Source organism: Vibrio crassostreae, assembly GCF_024347415.1.
GTDB classification, from domain to species: Bacteria; Pseudomonadota; Gammaproteobacteria; order Enterobacterales; family Vibrionaceae; genus Vibrio; species Vibrio crassostreae.
Map to the genome: position 1 here is coordinate 1,376,681 of NZ_AP025476.1, position 18,372 is coordinate 1,395,052.

At 44.3% G+C, this 18,372-nt stretch carries 15 protein-coding genes; 8 read left to right on the forward strand and 7 right to left on the reverse strand.

What is annotated here, in order from left to right; genetic code table 11:
- The first annotated feature begins 98 nt into the window (after positions 1–98).
- The 4 genes from OC193_RS06320 to OC193_RS06335 all read left to right on the forward strand — a co-directional run bounded on the left by OC193_RS06320 (position 99) and on the right by OC193_RS06335 (position 6,031).
- The gene (locus OC193_RS06320) at positions 99–1,361 is read left to right on the forward strand and encodes a DUF945 family protein (RefSeq protein WP_048658405.1); all 1,263 of its coding nucleotides are present in this window, start codon (positions 99–101) and stop codon (positions 1,359–1,361) included.
- A 163-nt stretch (positions 1,362–1,524) separates the two neighbouring features.
- Positions 1,525–2,619, forward strand: coding sequence for a 3-phosphoserine/phosphohydroxythreonine transaminase (gene serC, locus OC193_RS06325; RefSeq protein ID WP_048658406.1), 1,095 nt, complete (start codon positions 1,525–1,527; stop codon positions 2,617–2,619).
- 353 nt (positions 2,620–2,972) lie between these two features.
- Positions 2,973–4,121, forward strand: coding sequence for a sugar ABC transporter substrate-binding protein (locus tag OC193_RS06330; protein WP_048664797.1), 1,149 nt, complete (start codon positions 2,973–2,975; stop codon positions 4,119–4,121).
- Between the two features lie 20 nt (positions 4,122–4,141).
- Positions 4,142–6,031, forward strand: coding sequence for a GGDEF domain-containing protein (locus OC193_RS06335; protein ID WP_048664905.1), 1,890 nt, complete (start codon positions 4,142–4,144; stop codon positions 6,029–6,031).
- Between the two features lie 25 nt (positions 6,032–6,056).
- On the opposite strand, the gene OC193_RS06340 is transcribed toward OC193_RS06335, so the two are convergent.
- On the reverse strand, positions 6,057–6,872 hold the full coding sequence (locus tag OC193_RS06340) for an AraC family transcriptional regulator (protein ID WP_048664798.1): 816 nt from the start codon (positions 6,870–6,872) through the stop codon (positions 6,057–6,059).
- Positions 6,873–7,023: 151 nt separating this feature from the next.
- On the opposite strand from OC193_RS06340, the gene OC193_RS06345 reads away from it, so the two are divergent.
- A complete protein-coding gene (locus OC193_RS06345; RefSeq protein WP_048664799.1) occupies positions 7,024–7,716 on the forward strand; it encodes an MOSC domain-containing protein in 693 nt (230 codons plus the stop codon).
- A 79-nt stretch (positions 7,717–7,795) separates the two neighbouring features.
- Here the strand turns inward: OC193_RS06345 and OC193_RS06350 are convergent, their stop codons facing one another.
- Both OC193_RS06350 and OC193_RS06355 read right to left on the reverse strand, forming a co-directional pair.
- Positions 7,796–8,512: a 3'-5' exonuclease gene (locus OC193_RS06350; protein ID WP_048664800.1), complete on the reverse strand. Its 717-nt coding sequence runs from the start codon at positions 8,510–8,512 to the stop codon at positions 7,796–7,798.
- A 5-nt stretch (positions 8,513–8,517) separates the two neighbouring features.
- Positions 8,518–10,407 (reverse strand): DUF294 nucleotidyltransferase-like domain-containing protein, encoded by a 1,890-nt coding sequence (locus OC193_RS06355; RefSeq protein WP_048658410.1) that lies wholly within the window; start codon positions 10,405–10,407, stop codon positions 8,518–8,520.
- Positions 10,408–10,557: 150 nt separating this feature from the next.
- On the opposite strand from OC193_RS06355, the gene OC193_RS06360 reads away from it, so the two are divergent.
- Complete coding sequence (locus tag OC193_RS06360) at positions 10,558–11,199, forward strand: outer membrane beta-barrel protein (protein ID WP_048664801.1); 642 nt, start codon at positions 10,558–10,560, stop codon at positions 11,197–11,199.
- A gap of 123 nt (positions 11,200–11,322) precedes the next feature.
- On the opposite strand, the gene OC193_RS06365 is transcribed toward OC193_RS06360, so the two are convergent.
- From OC193_RS06365 to OC193_RS06375, 3 genes are all read right to left on the reverse strand, one after another.
- On the reverse strand, positions 11,323–12,513 hold the full coding sequence (locus tag OC193_RS06365) for an amino acid aminotransferase (RefSeq protein WP_048658412.1): 1,191 nt from the start codon (positions 12,511–12,513) through the stop codon (positions 11,323–11,325).
- 202 nt (positions 12,514–12,715) lie between these two features.
- Positions 12,716–14,218 (reverse strand): HD-GYP domain-containing protein, encoded by a 1,503-nt coding sequence (locus OC193_RS06370; protein ID WP_048664802.1) that lies wholly within the window; start codon positions 14,216–14,218, stop codon positions 12,716–12,718.
- Between the two features lie 275 nt (positions 14,219–14,493).
- Entirely contained in the window at positions 14,494–14,793 is a 300-nt protein-coding gene (locus tag OC193_RS06375) for a hypothetical protein (RefSeq protein ID WP_017060414.1), read from the reverse strand.
- A 219-nt stretch (positions 14,794–15,012) separates the two neighbouring features.
- Between OC193_RS06375 and OC193_RS06380 the strand changes: the two genes are divergently transcribed.
- Positions 15,013–16,410 (forward strand): aminotransferase-like domain-containing protein, encoded by a 1,398-nt coding sequence (locus tag OC193_RS06380; protein WP_048664803.1) that lies wholly within the window; start codon positions 15,013–15,015, stop codon positions 16,408–16,410.
- 127 nt (positions 16,411–16,537) lie between these two features.
- On the forward strand, positions 16,538–16,744 hold the full coding sequence (locus tag OC193_RS06385; RefSeq protein WP_004734707.1) for a hypothetical protein: 207 nt from the start codon (positions 16,538–16,540) through the stop codon (positions 16,742–16,744).
- Between the two features lie 145 nt (positions 16,745–16,889).
- Here OC193_RS06385 and asnS read toward each other — a convergent pair whose 3' ends face one another.
- The gene (gene asnS / locus OC193_RS06390; protein ID WP_017060416.1) at positions 16,890–18,290 is read right to left on the reverse strand and encodes an asparagine--tRNA ligase; all 1,401 of its coding nucleotides are present in this window, start codon (positions 18,288–18,290) and stop codon (positions 16,890–16,892) included.
- Between the last annotated feature and the right edge of the window lie 82 nt (positions 18,291–18,372).

Here is an 18,372-nt window from a genome sequence, read left to right on the forward strand (position 1 = left end):
AATCGAAGTATCGAGCAATAGACTGATTTAACTCAATGTTTCTTGTTTGCTACTGATGGGTTAGACTAAAAAAATAGACTCGTGTAGAAAGAGAACTCATGGAACAGTTAAGAAAAATTGGTGCAATTGGCGGAGCAATCTCATTGGCGCTTTGTTGGCCGTTAGCGGTAGGGCAGATTGGACAAAATGCGATTACTGATGGCGTTGCAAAGCTTAACAATTCAAGCATTCAAGCTGAGATCGTGGAATACGATAGAGGTTACCTCTCTTCCAACGTAACCACTCGTGTGACTGTGACGGATGAAAATCTGAAAGAGCAACTTGCGATTGATGGACTGCCGAGTGAGTTTGTGATTAATAGTGCGGTTAGCCATGGCTTGGTGAGCCTAAATGCTCTGTCGACGTTTGAAAATACCGATATTCTGCCTCTAACTCTGACGACTAGCACTGAGCTGAACGGCAACACGGATTTCAACTTCGAGTTAAGCCAGTTCAATCATCAAGGCTCTGATGAGAATGGTACTTCGGTATCTATCACTAAATCGAATCTTTCTGGCCATGCTACTGTTTTAGGGCAGGTTGATTACGAGCTTTCTATTCCTTCTGTTCAAATTGATTTCGAAACCGGTGAAGAGGTAACGCTGTCTAACTTGAAAGGTGTTGGTTCAGGCCAACAAGCGAAAGGCTACTGGTTAGGAACCCAGAATTTTACTATCGATAGCTTCTTGGTTTCAGATTCTGCAATGCAGCCTTTCATGACCATTGAAAACTCTAAGTACGATTTTGAATCGCACCTAGATGAAGCGACTAAGCGTCTGCGCAGCAATCTCAAATTGGATATCGCAAATATCGAGACTAATGAAGGTCAGTTGAACAACTTAAACGTTGATTTTGAAATATCGAAATTAGATAGCGAATCGTTCGAGAAAGTCTTTGAGATTTACCAAACTAATCCAGTGTTGACGCAAGAAGACGTCGCAGAGATCATTCCATTTATCGATATCCTGTTTGCTAAAGGCTTTGATCTTTCAATGAACAACATGTCGCTAGAACTGGGTAAGGGCCAATTCGAATCTAAGTGGTTGGTGAGCGTACCGGAAGGGACAGAAAATATCAGCAGCAACCCTTCGATGATCATGCCTGCATTAACGGGCAACGTTCACTCTAGCTTTTCAAATGAGCTTGTTGAAGAGTACCCATTCATCCGTGAAGGAATCGATGAATTGCTTGTGATGGAAATGATCAAGGAAACAGAAAGTGGTTATGAAATCAGCGCTGACTTAGAAAATGGAAACCTAGTGTTCGAAAATGGACAAGAAATTCCATTAATCGCTCTACTTATGCCGGTTTTTGTTCAATAAACAGAGCAAGCTTGAATACTGATAGGGTGATTTAGCAGGTTAAGCTTAAACATTTTATACGGTACAAAACAAAAGAGGTCTTAAGACCTCTTTTGTTGTTTTTATGTTGGGTAAAACATGGTATTACTTGCATAGTTATTATTTAGCAGGAGCAATCATCCCCATGGAACTTACATTAGATAACGTATTCAACTTCAGTGCAGGCCCAGCTGCGCTGCCTAAACCAGTAATGAAACAAGCTCAAGCGGACTTCATTGATTGGAATGGTTTAGGGACTTCCGTGATGGAAATCAGCCATCGCAGTAAGGAATTTATTCAAGTTGCTGACGAGTCCGAACAGGACTTACGTGATCTTCTGAACATCCCAGACAACTACAAAGTTCTTTTTTGTCAGGGGGGCGCTCGTGCTCAATTCGCAGCTGTTCCTCTAAACCTTTTAGGTGACGCGACAAAAGCGACTTACATCGATGCGGGTTACTGGGCAGAAAGCGCAGTGACTGAAGCGAGCAAATATTGCGAAATTGATGTATTCAACGCGAAGACGTCAGTTGATGGCAAAGCGGCTGTTGTTCCGGCTAAAGATTGGAAAATTGACCCAGAAGCAGCGTATGTACATTTCTGTCCAAACGAAACCATCGATGGCATTGAAATCAGCGAGCTTCCTCAAACAGATAAGCCAATCGTAGCGGATATGTCATCTAACATTCTGTCTCGTAAGATTGATGTGTCTCAGTACGGTGTTATCTACGCGGGTGCGCAAAAGAATATCGGCCCGGCTGGTATCTGTATTGCCATCGTGCGCGATGACCTACTTGAACTCGCAAACGATGTGTTGCCGAGTATTCTCAACTACAAAGTACTTGCTGAAAAAGACTCAATGTTCAACACACCGCCAACGTACGCTTGGTACCTATCAGGCCTTGTGTTCAAGTGGCTGAAAGCTCAAGGTGGCGTTGAAGCGATGGAGCTTGTGAACAAAGAGAAAGCGGCGTTGCTATATCATGCGATTGATAGTTCTGCTTTCTACAAAAACGACGTTCATACAGCAAACCGTTCAAGAATGAACGTACCATTCCAATTAGCGAAACCAGAGCTAGATGCTAAGTTTTTAGAGTTGGCTGATGCTGCTGGTCTGAAATCGTTAAAAGGTCACCGAGCGGTGGGTGGAATGAGAGCTTCACTTTACAATGCGATGTCTCTGGAAGGCGTTCAGGCGCTAGTTAGCTTCATGAAAGACTTCGAAGAGAAGTACGCTTAATCGATGACAGGGCTTTGACTGATAAATTGCTTATGTGATTTTTATTGTGTCGAACGCACCGAACGAGATAAATGCCGCTTTTGCGGCATTTTTTTTGTCGTTAATAATAAAGGGTATGATATGTTGATTTATTGTAAGGACAGTTATTCAGGGATATGACGAATGTATCGGAATGAGCTGATCTTTCTCTTAAAGCGAAAGTATCAACTGTTTTTTAGGCATTTTTTGCTATATAACGTGTCGCCCAAAGCTGAGCCTCTAATCATGAGTCATGAATAGTAAGCCGCAGCCACTGGTTCATTGATGGGCAATTTTAAAATCAAACGTCTAATTTTTACCATAAGGAACCAAGTGTGAGGTTACTGAGTCTATTCGCGATGCTATTTCCAGCCGTTGTTTGTTCGTCCACACTTGAAATATGGGCTGGTATTAATTATGAAACAGCCGATTACGTAAAAGAACATATCGAAACGATGACTGACCATCGCGTGGAAATTCGTTCATTTGACGTCAACAGTATTCGTTCTGAACTTCTTGTCGCCGATCCTAGAGATAATACCTTTCCCGATGCCATTTGGGTTCCTTCTGACTTTTTAGGTCTTACTGAGTATATCGAATTAGCGACGCTTCCTAAGGCTTGGGTCGATACTCAACGATATGAGAAAAAAGCGCTCGATGCGGTCGTTATTAACGGTGAGCTTAAGGCGTTGCCGGTTGGTATTGGAAACCAGGTCGTTTTGTATTCGAGCAAGCCACAAGCGCAAGTTGTTACATGGGAGAGCCTAATTGAACGCTCTGCTAAGTCCGATCAAGTGAGTGTGCTTTTTCCCAACCCAAACATGTACTTCTATTTAGCTTTCTATCAGCTTTTTTCTGAAGACTTATTATCGTCAAAGAATGTTAACGGTGAAGGACTAGTTGCTATTTTTGATTTCATCGACATGTTGCAACAGAAAAATGTCATCGAATCATCGTGTAGTGACATTTGCGCGAGGCAGAGATTCATCAATGGGGAAGTCGAGTTTTTGATTGACGGCGACTGGGCGTTCAGCGAACTCGATGCAGCGTTTGGTCGAGATTTATACATCAATTCGTTGCCGACCTACCGTGGTGAAAGTATGTCTTCATTTAGTGGCGCTAAGATTTTTGCTGTCACGGAAAAAGGCATGCAAAACCCAGATAAAAAATTGGCTTTGAAAGAAGTAATTCAATATTTGCAATCAAACAGTTTCACCTATTTAGCTCACTCGAGTGCCATGGTTTCACCGTTTTATGAGGTTAATCAGCGCCGTGTTCAGGAAGGCAACCAGACCTTTTCAAATATGTATGATGAGTTTCAAGCGTCGCAAATGATGTCGAGTGACTACAAGATGGCGATCGTTTGGGAGGCGTCGGCTCGGGCGTATCAGCGTTACAAGTCAGGGATGCCAAAGAGTGAATTGCATAAATTTTACAATGATTTTGTTCAATATTACTCGGAGAATATGAGGGCAAGAGATTGAAGCTATCACTAAAATACACCATGGGTTTGGTATTGTTGGCTTGTTCAATGTTACCTGTTTACCTAGCGGGCCAACTGATACTCAATAAGCAAAATCAAAGTTCTTTAGAGCAAAAAGAAACCAAACTGGATAACTCAACAGCAGGTATTCGTCAAACCGTACAAGAGCAAATCAAACTGACAGCGAGCCTAACTCAATGGTATTCGCAAGACCGTTCACTGATTAAAGCGGGTGGTAATATCTTTTTCTCGAGTGTCGTGTGGGACAAAATGGATAGTTTCAATGCGCTAGCTGAGAGTGTGTCCGCGACTTATATTCTGGACCAAAACTGGAAGCCCATTTATGACAGTAAAGGCAGCTTGTACCACTTTGAACAGAGCCAATTACTAGAAAATTTGAAGCGCCCTCAATCGGTTTATGGGCAAGGGAAATTGTTCCACACCGAGTTTACCGAAACTGAGTTGGCGGACAATGCCACTGCAGGTATCGCTTTTGTTGCGCCGATTTTACCTTATCGCTTGATCGAAGGTTCTACATACACGCCGCAGGGGTATCTTGTCGTTCTTATGGGGTATGACAGGCTTAACACCAAAGTTACGCCTTTCCTGTATCAAAATGAGTCGGTTGAGTTTAACTATGTTGACTCAACCGACACTCAATCTTCAGAACAAAGTGCGAACCTTATCTCCATAGACAGTAAATTTTTTACCGATCAGTTGGTGCTAAACGTCAAACATCATATTTCTGACAGCGCGCGCTTATTAGAGATGCAACAAGCTCAGGTGGTCTTTGTCAGAATTTTGATGGCGACGCTTGCCATCGCTATTGTGTTTGCTCTATTCCTAAGTCGCTGGTTTTCAGGGCAGTTAAACCTGTTGGCTGAATCTGTTAAGTCTTATTCACATAACCAATCACCGACTCATAGTGTGGATGAACATCGTTTTACAGAGTTCGTAACATTGAGTCGTTTGTTAGAAACAATGTGGGGGCGTATACAGCACCAAGTCCGTGAGCTGACTGAAAGCAACGATAAACTCGAAAGATTTAACGTTCAGCTAGAGGATTTAGTTGAAGAGAAAACCAGCAAGTTAACGTATTCGCTCGCACGTGAAGAATCCCAGAAGCATCGTATTTTGAAAATAGTGCAGTTTGCATCGTCGAGACAGACGGCTGAATATCGGTTGATTCCTCAAATGGTCGATCAAGAGTTAAAGACATTACTTGCTCAACATTCGATTCAGTTTCATTTTAACCGGAAGAGTGAGGCTGACTTGATTCTCTGCGACTTACAGGGGACGGCAATTGGATATTTTGGTTCAAGCTCCTTTGATCTACTCAGTGAAGAAGATCTTCTGATTTTTGACTTATACCAAAAACAGCTAGCAGGTTGGATTGAACTCGAAAATATTACGCGGATCAACATGCCGACAGGTTGCTTGAATCGTAAAGCTTTTAACGAAGATCTCGAATTCAGTAAACGAAACATTAGCGACAATCAGAATCAGCTTTCTTTGCTCATTATTGATATCAATGGCTTAAAAACGACGAATGATGTTCATGGACATGAAGTTGGGGATGAGCTGATACAGCGCTGTGTAGGCGTAATTAGCCACGAATTGACACCTGCCAGTAATCTATATCGTTTAGGTGGAGATGAGTTTGCTGTGCTTACTTTAACGTCTGGTGAGTCGAACTTGCTCAATGTCGCAGAGATGGCTGAGCAGTTGTACATCGCTCAGGAGCAACAGACAATCGAGACTAAAGCGGGTATCTCTATTCCTGTCAGGTTCTCTGTTGGTGTCGCCTCTAGTGACTCAACAGACGTTGAGCAATTGTTCTCGGTCGCTGATGAGAATATGTACCAGCAAAAGCGTCGTTACTACCAAGCGTTGTCTGTGGTGGGAAAATAACGCTAATCACGCTGACAAATAGCTATCACGATTTTCGACGCCCATTAGAGCGGAACTGCTGCGGCGTGACATTAAAATATGCTTTAAACGCTTTGATGTACGAAGAGTCGTTTTGATAGCCAACTTGGTCAGCAATACGTTGGATCGAGAGCTCTTCATCAAGCAAAGATAACGAATAAATCAGTCGGATTTGTTGTCTCCACAACTGAAATGACGTGTTGAACTCTTTTGAGAACAAGCGCGATAACGTTCGCTCCGATGCGCCGACTTTTTCTCCCCAATCTTTTAGCGAATAATCTAATCTTGGTGTGTCTGTCAGCGCTTCGAATATCAGCTTCAAGCGCCTGTCTTCGGGTAGCAATAATTGAAAGGTTTGCACATTATCTTTCATTATTTGGTCGTGCAGAACCGCGAGCAAACGCGATACCTCACCATTACCCACCAACCCTTCGCACTGCCTTCGGATCTCTTGCAATAGTTCATTTAGAAATGGCGTGAGGGTAATGGTTCGCACTTCAGGCTCATATTCACTGCCAAAGGCAGGGTTAAGGTAGATGCCGACAAACGTCGTATGGCTCAATGCGATGGATTCATGTTGAATACCCGCAGGTACCAACAGCGCAGAAGTGTGCGGGACAAGATGCTGGTAGTGATCGGTCTTAGTTTGCAATAAACCTCTGATTGGAAAGATCACTTGATGCCAAGTATGTTGGTGCATTGCATCGATGAAACCTTTAGGCATGTCGATGGTCTTTACTAGCGCTGGTGAGCTCGGGTTAGCAGCCATCATCTCGTTGGAGGTCATGACATCGGAGTGAGAATCTATTTGGCGGGTTGGCATTGTTAATTGTCCTTACATCTCTACTCTGACATTGGCTTGTTAGGCTATCATGCTCGGCATAGTGAATGAAGTCGAGTGTGATGCCGTCTTACCTCATACAGTTCAGCAAGTATATTTTCAGTAAGAAAGTTTCCATTAATAAGGAAGGGATATGAAGAAGTTAGGCTTAGTAAACAGTGTCTTGGCAGGTAAGACCGTAGCTTTTGCACATGGAGCAAAAAGTGCCATTGATAAGCAGGTTTTCTCAGAGCGTCAGCACGCCACAGAGCTAGGTTTCACAAATGATGAACAAGGCGACCCTCGCTTTCATGGTGGCATTCAAAAAGCGCTTCATATCTATCCAAGTGAGCACTACCCAATTTGGAAACAAGAACTGGGCGACAAAGCGATCTTCCAATCTGCAGGCGCCTTTGGTGAGAACATTAGCTCAATGGGCATAACCGAAGAATCGATTTGCTTGAAAGATAAGATTCGTATCGGCTCAACATTGTTGGAAGTCTCACAGGGACGCATGCCTTGTTGGAAGCTTAACGTACGATTCGACCAAAATGACATGGCGAGAAGGTTGCAAGACACGCTTCGAACGGGTTGGTACTTCCGTGTATTAGAGGAAGGTGACATTGGTGAAGGCGACGATATTACTCTGTGTGAAAGACCATACCCAGACTGGTCGCTCGCGCGCATTATGAGTGCCGTTTTTACGGGAAGCCTGGATCGAGAAGAACTGAGCCAGATGGCTGAACTGCCACTCGTAGAATCTTGGGGCAAGTTGGTTGAACGACGCCTAGAAACGGGTGAAGTTGAAGATTGGGAAATGCGATTGGTTGGGCCAACAGCAGCATAAACTTAGATGATAAAAAATAACAAAGCCCACTAATGGAAGTTAGTGGGCTTTGTGTTTATGTTTAGCTTACGAAACTCAATTAGAGCCAGAAATTCTTCAAAGGCATCTCTGCGTCAAAGTGATGAGCAATCTGCGCTTGGAGAAGCTCAGCGGTCGCAATCGCGTCAGTTAATGCATGATGCGGCGTGTAGTCGGGTAGGTGGTATCGACGACGGCTCTGACCAAGCCTCACTGATGCTGGTTTTTTGCCTTTTAGCTTATTCCATAGGCCACCGGCCAGTTTGTTCTGGATCTGGGATTCAATCTCGAGCGTATCGAGAACTGGGAACTCAATGCCTTCTCCGAGTCGCACCTTCAATGCATTGTCCAAGAAGTCACGCTCGATTCGACGATAGTGAACCACTGGGATATGCCCTGCTATTGATTCTAAGATCTCACCCAACACTTCGCTAAGGTCTGGCGCATCAATGATGTCATTGTGAGTGATACCATGAATCACGACAGACTCTTCTTCGAGCTTCTGTTTTGGTCTTAGAGTCCAGTGTTTGGCTTGTCGCAAGTAGATGCGATTGAGCGTAAATGGCACTAAACCAATAGTAATAATGCCGTCTTTGTTTGGGTTTAATCCCGTTGTCTCAAAGTCGACAGCCAAGAACATCACTTCTGAAAGTGGCGTATCAGGCGCTGGAAGAGGCTGGCTATAAAAGTGCTTTAAGCGCTCGTCTTTCGCTCGTTCTAGCTTCTGAGCAAACTTAAATGGCCAATCGACCGCAGGTGATCTGAATAGTTTGTTCATAGGCCCTACTTAAACTTGTTGCTGGCTTGATAACGGAACTTAAGGAAGTTTTGCGCATTACTTAATATTTGGAATGCATCCTTTAGGTTACGTCGCTCGAAGTCAGACAGGTTCTCAGGCTCGATGTTGTTATCAGGCTCGATGTTGTTGTCGACATCGTGTGCTTGGTGGCGAATACGAACTAGAGAGATAAACTCCATCGCATCTTTCAAATCTTGAGCTCGGCCTTTTGGCAGAATACCTGCGTCGATAATGTCATCCAAACGTTCGAATGAGTTCTTAGAGCGAGAGCCAACCGCCAACGAGTGAACACGAATCAAATCGGCCAGAGGCGCAGTACCACGACGCTTAAGGTTGATTGAGTTGTTGTGACGGCCATCTTTCTCCATCACGAAATCTTTGAAGAAACCGAGCGGCGGTGTGCGGTTGAGTGCGTTACGTGCAAGACACGCCAAGAAGCGGTTGTTCTTGCGTGCGCGTCGAACAATAAAGCTGTTCAATTGCTCAGCCCATTTCAGACGACCATAAACGCCATCTAAGTCGAAGAAGATTGAAGCATTCAACAGTGCTTTCGGGTTTGGATCATCAATCCAATCGGCAAAGCACTCTTCCCACTGGCGACGAGTCATACGCCACGTTGGGTTAGTCGCCATGATGTCGCCAGTACAGTACACATAGCCACATTGGTCTAAGCCATCACAAATGAAGGTCGATAGCTCTTCAAAGTATTTACCGTGTTTTTTCTCGTCGTAAGTATCATCAAGAATAATGGCGTTATCTTGGTCAGTAACGAGCAGCTGCTCATCACGCCCCATCGAGCCAAGTGCGAGGAAACAGTAAGGAATAGGCGCCTTACCCAATTTCTCTTCACCCAGTTCAATAATACGTTGCTTAAAGCTACGGCCAATTACCGACATTGCAGTACCCACCATGTGGGCGTTGGCGTCTTCGTTAACTAAGCGTACAAAGCTGTCTTTTACTTGCTCAGAAAGCACCTTTAGATCTTCAATGCTTTGTTGCTGGAAGATACTACTTACAAGCAACAGCGAGTTTTGAGATTCGTAACGGACAATATCAGTCGCTTCGATAATACCGATAGGCTTCTTATCTTTAAGCACAGGTAAGTGGTGCACGTTGTAGCGAAGCATGGTCATCATGGCTTCATATACATAGGCGTTGTGATCGAGTGAGATAACCTCGGGTGTCATCACGCTAGACACTTCATCCGATGGGTCGAGACCTTCGGCGAGTACACGTGTACATAAATCTCGGTCGGTAATGATGCCAATAACTGGCGTTGAATCATCTTCATCATCTTCAACAATATCTGGATCGATAATCAGTAGGGACGAGACGTTGTCTTCTGCCATCATGGTCGCGGCTTGTTGAATCGTACGCGTTTTTTCGATCATTGGCGCTTCGCTGGTCAGCAGCGTTTTTACTTTTGATGTGGTCAGGTCGTTAGCGTCGTTGCTGTCTGAATTGGCTTGGCGCAGTCGCGCATTATCTTCTACTTCGACAAAGTCGGCGAATGAGTCGTAGTTGTCGTAAAGCTCTTGGAAGATAGGTTCAGGAATGCAGTAGAGCAGGGTGTCTTCAGTCGCTTTGACTGGGAAACGCACCTTGTTGTTGGTCAGTAGGCCCATTTGACCAAAAAGATGGCCTTCATCAAGGCGGTTATACAGTTCACCTTTACGACGATAGACTTCGACTTCGCCGCTTCGAACCATATAAAGATCATGAATTTGGTCACCAAAGTGAATTATAGGGGTATCTTGGCGGTAATAAGAAATTTCCACGCTACTGGTCACTTTCGCCAACATCTCTTCAGGGAGTTCTGTGAAAGGGGGGTATTGTGCCAGAAAGTTTTGAATCTCTAATAACTCAGCATCCATAATGATCATCCATTGGTTTGTATGATTTCATGGTACAACATTTGATAATATTTTGCCGTCACAAATCAATCTGTGAGCTAAAACCTTTTTAAAGTCTTATGGATAGACTAACCTTTCAATTAATGGAGTGACAGTTTAAGGATGATAGGAATGTCGAAGTGGAAGCTTAGTTTTGTCTCTGCGGTTTTAGCGTTTTCTCCAAGTTTGTGGGCGGACACTAACGCGGTGGATATTCTTGATTATGACCACGTTTATGCCACGGCGCATTCGGGCAGTTTAAATGAAGATGCAGGCAGTAATAACAATGCCTCGTCGTATGGATTAGGCGTCAGTTACGCGATGACGGATGATTGGTTGTTGCTGGGCGACTACAGTGCACGCTTCATTCACCCTGATGACACCACGACTCGAATTGATACACTTATGCCGGGTGTTGGTTACCGTTACAGCATCAAGAAAGATTTAGATATAGTGGCTTACTACCTGCTTGGTATCACTAAAGGTAAGGTTGAAGATAATGACACCAACCGAACTGAATCTTCAGATACTGAGTTCATCCAAGGGGTAAAAGCTGAGCTTAACTATGGTTTTGCTAAACGTTGGATTGCCAACGGTAGTGTGCAAGTGAATCGAAGTGATCTGTTTGATGAAGAGATTTATCACTTAGGTTTACGTTATCTCGTGACCAACAAGTTTGCGATTGGTGGCTCATACCAACATCGAGATGGTGAAGGTAAGATTCGTAGCGAACGAACCAATGAGCTGGGCGTGGAGTTTTTCTTAGAGTATTAACTTACAAAGTATCTAAAACTGAAAGTCGAGACACGAAAAAGCCAGCTTAATCGCTGGCTTTTGCATATCTATCGGTCTGTAAGTGCAGGTTTCTGGTCTGCAAATACAGGTTTCACTTTACGATTAAAGAACCGCAGCGATGCCTTTACATAGAGGACCCATGTTTGATTTAGTCATACCAGCAACACTGATACGGCCAGAACCAACAATGTAGATCGCGAATTCGTCTTTTAGGCGAGTTACTTGCTCTTTGCTTAGGCCAGAGAAAGAGAACATACCGTTTTGACGTTCGATGAATGTGAAGTCTGCATCAACACCTTCTGATTTTAGTGTTGTTACGAATAGCTCGCGCATCTCTTGGATACGGTCACGCATTTCTGCCACTTCTGCTTCCCATTCAGCACGTAGATCAGCATCACCAAGGATGTGAGTAACGACAGCGCTACCGTGCGCTGGTGGGTTAGAGTAGATAGAGCGGATAATGCTCTTAACTTGAGAGAACGCTGTTGTTGCTACGTCTGCAGATTCTGCAACCAGAGTGAATGCACCAACACGCTCGTTGTACAAGCCGAAGTTCTTAGAGAATGAGCTAGCAACAAGGATTTCTTTGTTGTACTTAGCAAAAACACGTAGGCCAGCAGCATCTTCTTCAACGCCTTTCGCAAAACCTTGGTAAGCAAAGTCGAATAGAGGAAGTAGTTTCTTTTCAGCAACAAGCTTAGCCAGTACTTCCCACTCTTCAGCTGTTGGGTCGATACCTGTTGGGTTATGACAGCAGCCGTGAAGAAGTACGATGTCGCCTGCAGAAGCTTTCTCTAGGTCAGCAACCATGCCTGCGAAGTCTTTATCTTTTGTTTCAGCGTTGTAGTAGCTGTATTGAGCCGTCTCGATACCCGCAGCAGCGAAAACGCCGTTGTGGTTAGCCCAAGTTGGGTTACTGATCCAGATTTTTACGTCACCCAGTTGGCGCTTGATGAATTCACCCGCTACGCGAAGTGCACCTGTACCACCTGGCGCTTGTGCTGTTTTAGCACGTTGAGACGTTACGATCTCTGCATCTGAACCGAAAAGCAGTTTCTGAACCGCTAGACCGTATTCAGCGGTACCTTCAATCGTTAGGTAAGATTTGGTTTTTTCGTTTTCAAGAAGTGCAGCTTCTGCTTTCTTTACTGTTTTAAGTACAGGCGTTTGACCATCTTCATTTTTGTAGATGCCAACACCAAGGTTGATTTTCTCTGCACGAGAGTCTTTTTTAAACTCTTCAGTAAGGCCGAGGATAGGATCGGCGGGAGCAGCTAACACTTTTTCAAACATAATCTTCATCCATGTCAATTGAGAGGGGATAGTATCTATGGGTAGTTATACCTGTATGGAATTTTTAAGACAATACGAAGTGAACAGAAAGGCTAAAAAAAATCCATTTCAATCAGATTTATTGACTAAAGAGGGTATTTGATAACAAAACACCCTACGGATTAACCTATAGGGTGCAAGAAGTTAGTGGTTTTTGAACAGATTATGCGGGCTGAGCAACAAGGCTTTCGCGTTCGAGTTCACTAGCGATATTTTTGCCATCTTTGTAGGTTGCAGCGATCGAAACAAACGCTTGTTCAACCGCTAGAAATGCGTCAACAACTTGCGGATCAAAATGCGTCCCATTGCCTTCTAAAATGATCTGTTTAGCTTGTTCATGAGTAAAGGCTGGTTTATAGACTCGCTTCGAAATGAGAGCATCATAAACATCGGCCAATGCCATTAAACGGCCAGATAACGGGATATCTTCACCAGACAACTGATTGGGATAACCACTGCCATTCCATTTCTCGTGGTGAGTCAGAGATATCTCCTTTGCGACTCTTAAGAAAGAGCTACTTCCCAACTGCTTTTCTGCAATAGATAACGCTTCGGCGCCAATAGCAGGGTGACCTTTCATTATCTCAAACTCTTCGTCCGTCAATTTACCCGGTTTCAATAACACGCTATCAGGCACACCCACTTTGCCTACGTCGTGCAAAGGCGCAGATTTGTAGAGCAACTCGATGTAGTTTGGTGTTAACAAGCTTGAGTGGATTTCTGATTTGCTGAGTTCTTGTGCGAGCACCTTAACGTATTCTTGAGTTCTAAGGATGTGTGCGCCCGTTTCATTGTCTCTCGATTCGGCGAGCGCAGATAGGCTAACAATCGCAACGTCACGTGTGGTTTTAACTTCGTTTTGCGCGGTTTCGAGGCTATCAAGCATAGTGTTGGTCATTGAGGCCATTGAACCAAGCTCGTTGTAGCCGAAAATAGGTAAGCGAACGCCTTGCTCGCCATTGGTCACCTTGTTTAATGCACACTCTTGGCTTAGGAGAATGCGCTTAATTAGTTTGCTCCAAAGCGTCATGATGGTAATCGCATATCCACCCAGCACCACCGCCAAATAAATAAACTCTTTGATTACGCTGATCTTCCCTGTGCCATCCAATAAGCGATCTGGGTTGTGTTCTAGCCAAAAGATGTCCTTGACGGCAATCATAGTTAGCATGGTGGTTAGTGTTACCAGAAGCACGATAACTAAACCAATCATTTGCTTAACCAGCGAACGCCTTTCACCAACCAGTTGGAAGTCAAATTGTCCAGTCGTCTCCATTTTATCCATTTGGCTGAGCTTAGCGTTCAATTGGAGAATGGTTCCGGTAAAGAAGCCGAATAGACTCATGCCAAACAACACCTTCAAATTGCTATCTATAGTGAATTCGTAGCTTAAGTTGTAGTAGAGCGCGAACGGGACACTTGCGGCAAAAAATAGAAGGGTATCAAGCTGCGCGAATCGACCTTGTTTAACTAATGTATGTTGCGCTAATAAATAACGACGCGCGATCCATACTAAGGCAAAAACAATACTGACTTGTGTGAAAATCTCTAACGTCGTTAAGCTCTCGAGCATAGGGCATACCCGGCTGCCGTAGGTGCCAAACAGTACGCCAGCAATGACGTATAACTTAGTCGTTAGCGATTGATTGTAATTTGAAGTATCCATCGAAAAGCCTTTGTTCTCATTCTTATTAGATTCACGACTTTAGAATTACGAATGATTAGTATAACTGACGTGAATAAGACCGGAAATTCTATCGATAGCTTTCGTGGATTGATACAAGAAACTGGTTTGTGTTAGAGATTTGTTAGCTAGGTGAGGGTTATTACCGCATTTTTATGAAGATACTTGAATAGCCTCGGTCGAGGTTCGAGGCTATTCAGTCGGTATATTTGACTCAAGTCGCGAGTGATTGAGTTCGCGACCTACTTTAAATCAAATTACTTTTTCAGATTGATTTCAGCTTCAATAGAGCCTGTTTCAATCTCAGGGTGAGATGCTAGTTTGTCTGCAGCCCATTGGTTGATGTGTTTCAGAATAGCAGACACTGCGTGTTTTTCTGTTGGTGCTTGGTCTTGTTCTACATCGATCTTTTGCTTTGGATGTGAGCCTGTCGCATCTTCAGCAATATGGAGCCAATCTGGGTGCCAGTAATATGGCTGGCCGCTCGGTGTTGTCCAACTGTGAACACCGTTTGACTCTCCTTTATAACTTAATTGGTCTGCTTCTATTTTTTTCATTGTTATCTCGCATGTTTTTGGGTTACATCAAATTATTGAGGTAGCAAAGCCAACACAGCTCCTACCGTGGGTACAAACTTAGCAAAGCTTACAAAGTTATCTGTGAACTAATTCACACTATTGTGGAAATTAGGCACGATCATATGGATAGCAGCAATAGTTGGTGGCGTAAGTGATAAAATCACCGGCTCACAGAATTTTTCTAGGTAGTACAATTAGATGGCGCGTTATGAAGAGCTTGCAAAGGACATTCGAACTCAGATAGCGAACAATACGTGGCGTTCCGGAGAGAAGATCCCTTCGGTACGCATGAGTTGTCGTAATTACAACGTCAGCAATAGTACTGTCTTACAAGCCTACCAGTTGCTAGAAAGCGAAGGGTGGATCATCGCTAAACCTCAGTCGGGCTACTTTGTCGCGCCGAGACTGGACGGCGTTGATTACGTAGAGCCTCGTGAAAAGAAAGCCATTAATGACCGCTTATTTGATTTTTTGAAGTCGAGTTCAGCCGAGGGTGTGATTCCTTTCGGTTCTGCATTTCCAGATCCCGATCTTTTCCCATTACCTACCTTGACTCGAAATCTAGCCAGTGCCGGCAGGAAGATGACGGGTGCCAGTGTGATTAACAATCTGCCTCCTGGAAGTGAGTCTTTAAGAAGGCAAATCGCACAGCGTTATCTGCAGCAAGGCATTACAGTTAATCATCAAGACATCGTGATTACGTCAGGTGCAATGGAAGCGCTCAACTTGAGCCTGCAAACGGTCACTAAGCCGGGTGATAACGTAGTGATCGAATCTCCCGCATTCTATGGTGCTCTGCAGGCTGTCGAAAGGCTAGGGCTTAACCCTATCGAAGTGGATGTTTGCCCAATTAATGGATTGAACATAGATCAGTTTGAAAACGCACTACAAAACCAAGATGTCAAAGCGTGTTGGCTGATGACGACTTTTCAGAACCCGACGGGAACCAGTTTGTCGGAACAGGCGAAGCGCCGTGTGGTAGAGATTGCAGAACAACATGAAACCTACATTATTGAAGATGACGTGTATGGCGACCTTTATTACGAAGGGCATAAACCGAAACCACTTAAGGCTTTCGATAAGACCGATTCTGTTTTGTTGTGTGGGTCGTATTCAAAAAGCTTATGTCCGGGCTATCGAATAGGTTGGGTTGTGAACACGCCTTTTAACGATGCGATTCAAAAGTTGCAGCTTCTTTCTACGTTATCGAGTAGCGCTCCCGTTCAACTTGGTGTCACCCATTTTTTAACGCATGAAAGCTACGACAATCACCTTCGTAAACTACGTAAAAACCTGTTAGTCAGGAAAGAGCGATTTATAGACGTCATTAAGCAGTACTTCCCGCATTCAATCGAGATTGAAGAACCAGCTGGTGGCTACTTTATATGGATTCGTTTCTCTGAAAAATTCGACAGCCAACAATTTCATCAACTGGCTATTGAGCAAGGTATTAGCGTCGCATCTGGCGACCTGTTCAGTGAGCAGGGCAGAGTGGATAACGCGATACGATTGAACTTCTCTTATGAATTGACAGAAGAGAAAGAACAAGCGCTTATCTTGCTTGGTAAACTTGCACATCAACTCACGAACTCGTAAAACCTTAAGTCCCTCATAAAAAAGACAATCATTCCAACTGTACGGGTTGTTTGTGGCGTAACTGTACGCCTAATTGGCAAGAGAGTTATGATTCAATAACGGTAGACCAAATATTGGAGATACCGTTATGTTGAAAATGACTATGGGAAATGAAGTTAAGCTGATTATCGTCGCGATTGTGTGTGCGCTTCTGCTTATTCTCGGCCACGTACTGCTAGCAAAAGCGTTCGCTGATATGGCGTGGGCGGAATACACCACTGCGGCTATCCCGTTCGTTATGATGGCAATCTGCGGTCTCGCAATAAAATACGCTATCGACCAAGATGTTGATTAGTTTTTGAATAACTAGTCTCTGATGGTGATAAGCAGAAGCAGAAGCAGAAGCAGCCGTCGCCTTGTTTTATTCAGAACATAAAAAAACCTCCGCGATTGCGGAGGTTTTATTTGTTCTTAACTTATAAATCGAATAGGTTTTCGAATTAGAAGTTTGCAGAGCGTGGCGTACGTGGGAATGGAATCACGTCACGAACGTTGCCCATACCTGTTACGTAAGATACTAGACGCTCGAAACCAAGACCAAAGCCAGCGTGCGGCACTGTGCCGTATTTACGTAGGTCGCGGTACCAGCTCATGTGCTCAGGGTCGATACCCATAGCAATCATACGCTCGTCTAGAATGTCTAGACGCTCTTCACGTTGTGCACCACCGATGATTTCACCGATGCCTGGTGCAAGTACGTCCATTGCTGCAACTGTTTTGCCGTCGTCGTTTAAGCGCATGTAGAAAGCTTTGATGTCTTTCGGGTAGTTCTTAACGATAACAGGCGCTTTGAAGTGCTCTTCAGCTAGGTAACGCTCATGCTCAGAAGACATGTCGATGCCCCACTCAACGTCAAACTCAAATTTCTTACCAGAGTCTAGTAGGATTTGGATTGCGTCAGTGTAGTCAACTTGTGCGAAGTCAGCGTCAACGAATTGCTCTAGACGAGTAATTGCTTGCTTGTCGATGCGAGAAGCGAAGAACTCAAGGTCGTCGCGGCGCTCTTCAAGAACAGCAGCGAAAACGTACTTAAGCATGTCTTCAGCCAGTTTCGCTACGTCGTTAAGGTCTGCAAACGCAACTTCAGGCTCAACCATCCAGAACTCAGCTAGGTGGCGGCTTGTGTTTGAGTTTTCAGCACGGAACGTAGGACCGAACGTGTAAACCTTGCTTAGTGCACAAGCGTAAGCTTCAGCATTAAGTTGGCCAGATACTGTTAGGAACGTCTCTTTACCGAAGAAATCTTCGTTGAAGTCTACGTCGCCTTTTTCAGTGCGTGGTAGGTTTTCCATGTCTAGCGTAGAAACACGGAACATTTCACCAGCACCTTCTGCATCAGATGCAGTGATAAGCGGAGCAGAAGTCCAGAAGAAGCCTTGCTCGTGGTAGAAACGGTGAATCGCTTGAGATAGACAGTTACGTACACGTGCTACTGCGCCAATCACGTTTGTACGTGGACGTAGGTGAGCAACTTCACGAAGGTATTCGATAGAGTGACGTGTCTTAGCCATTGGGTAAGTGTCAGCATCTTCAACCCAACCCACAACTTTAACGTCAGTTGCTGCTAGTTCGAAGTCTTGACCTTTCGCAGGAGACTCAACAATCTTACCTGTTACTTCAACAGAGCAGCCAGTTGTTAGCTTTAATACTTCGTTTTCGTAATTATTAAGATTATTAGGAACCACGGCCTGAATCGGGTCGAAACAAGAGCCGTCATAAATGGCAAGGAAAGAGATTCCAGCTTTGGAATCACGACGTGAACGGATCCAGCCGCGAACAGTTACTTCACTGTCTACCGCTAGCTTGCCGCCAAGTACGTCTGTTACAGGCGCGTAAGTCATGTTGATTTCATTCTCCATTGAGGGACAAATTCAACTCAAAGTCTCTGGCATTGCTGCAAATAAACATACATTTGCACAATAA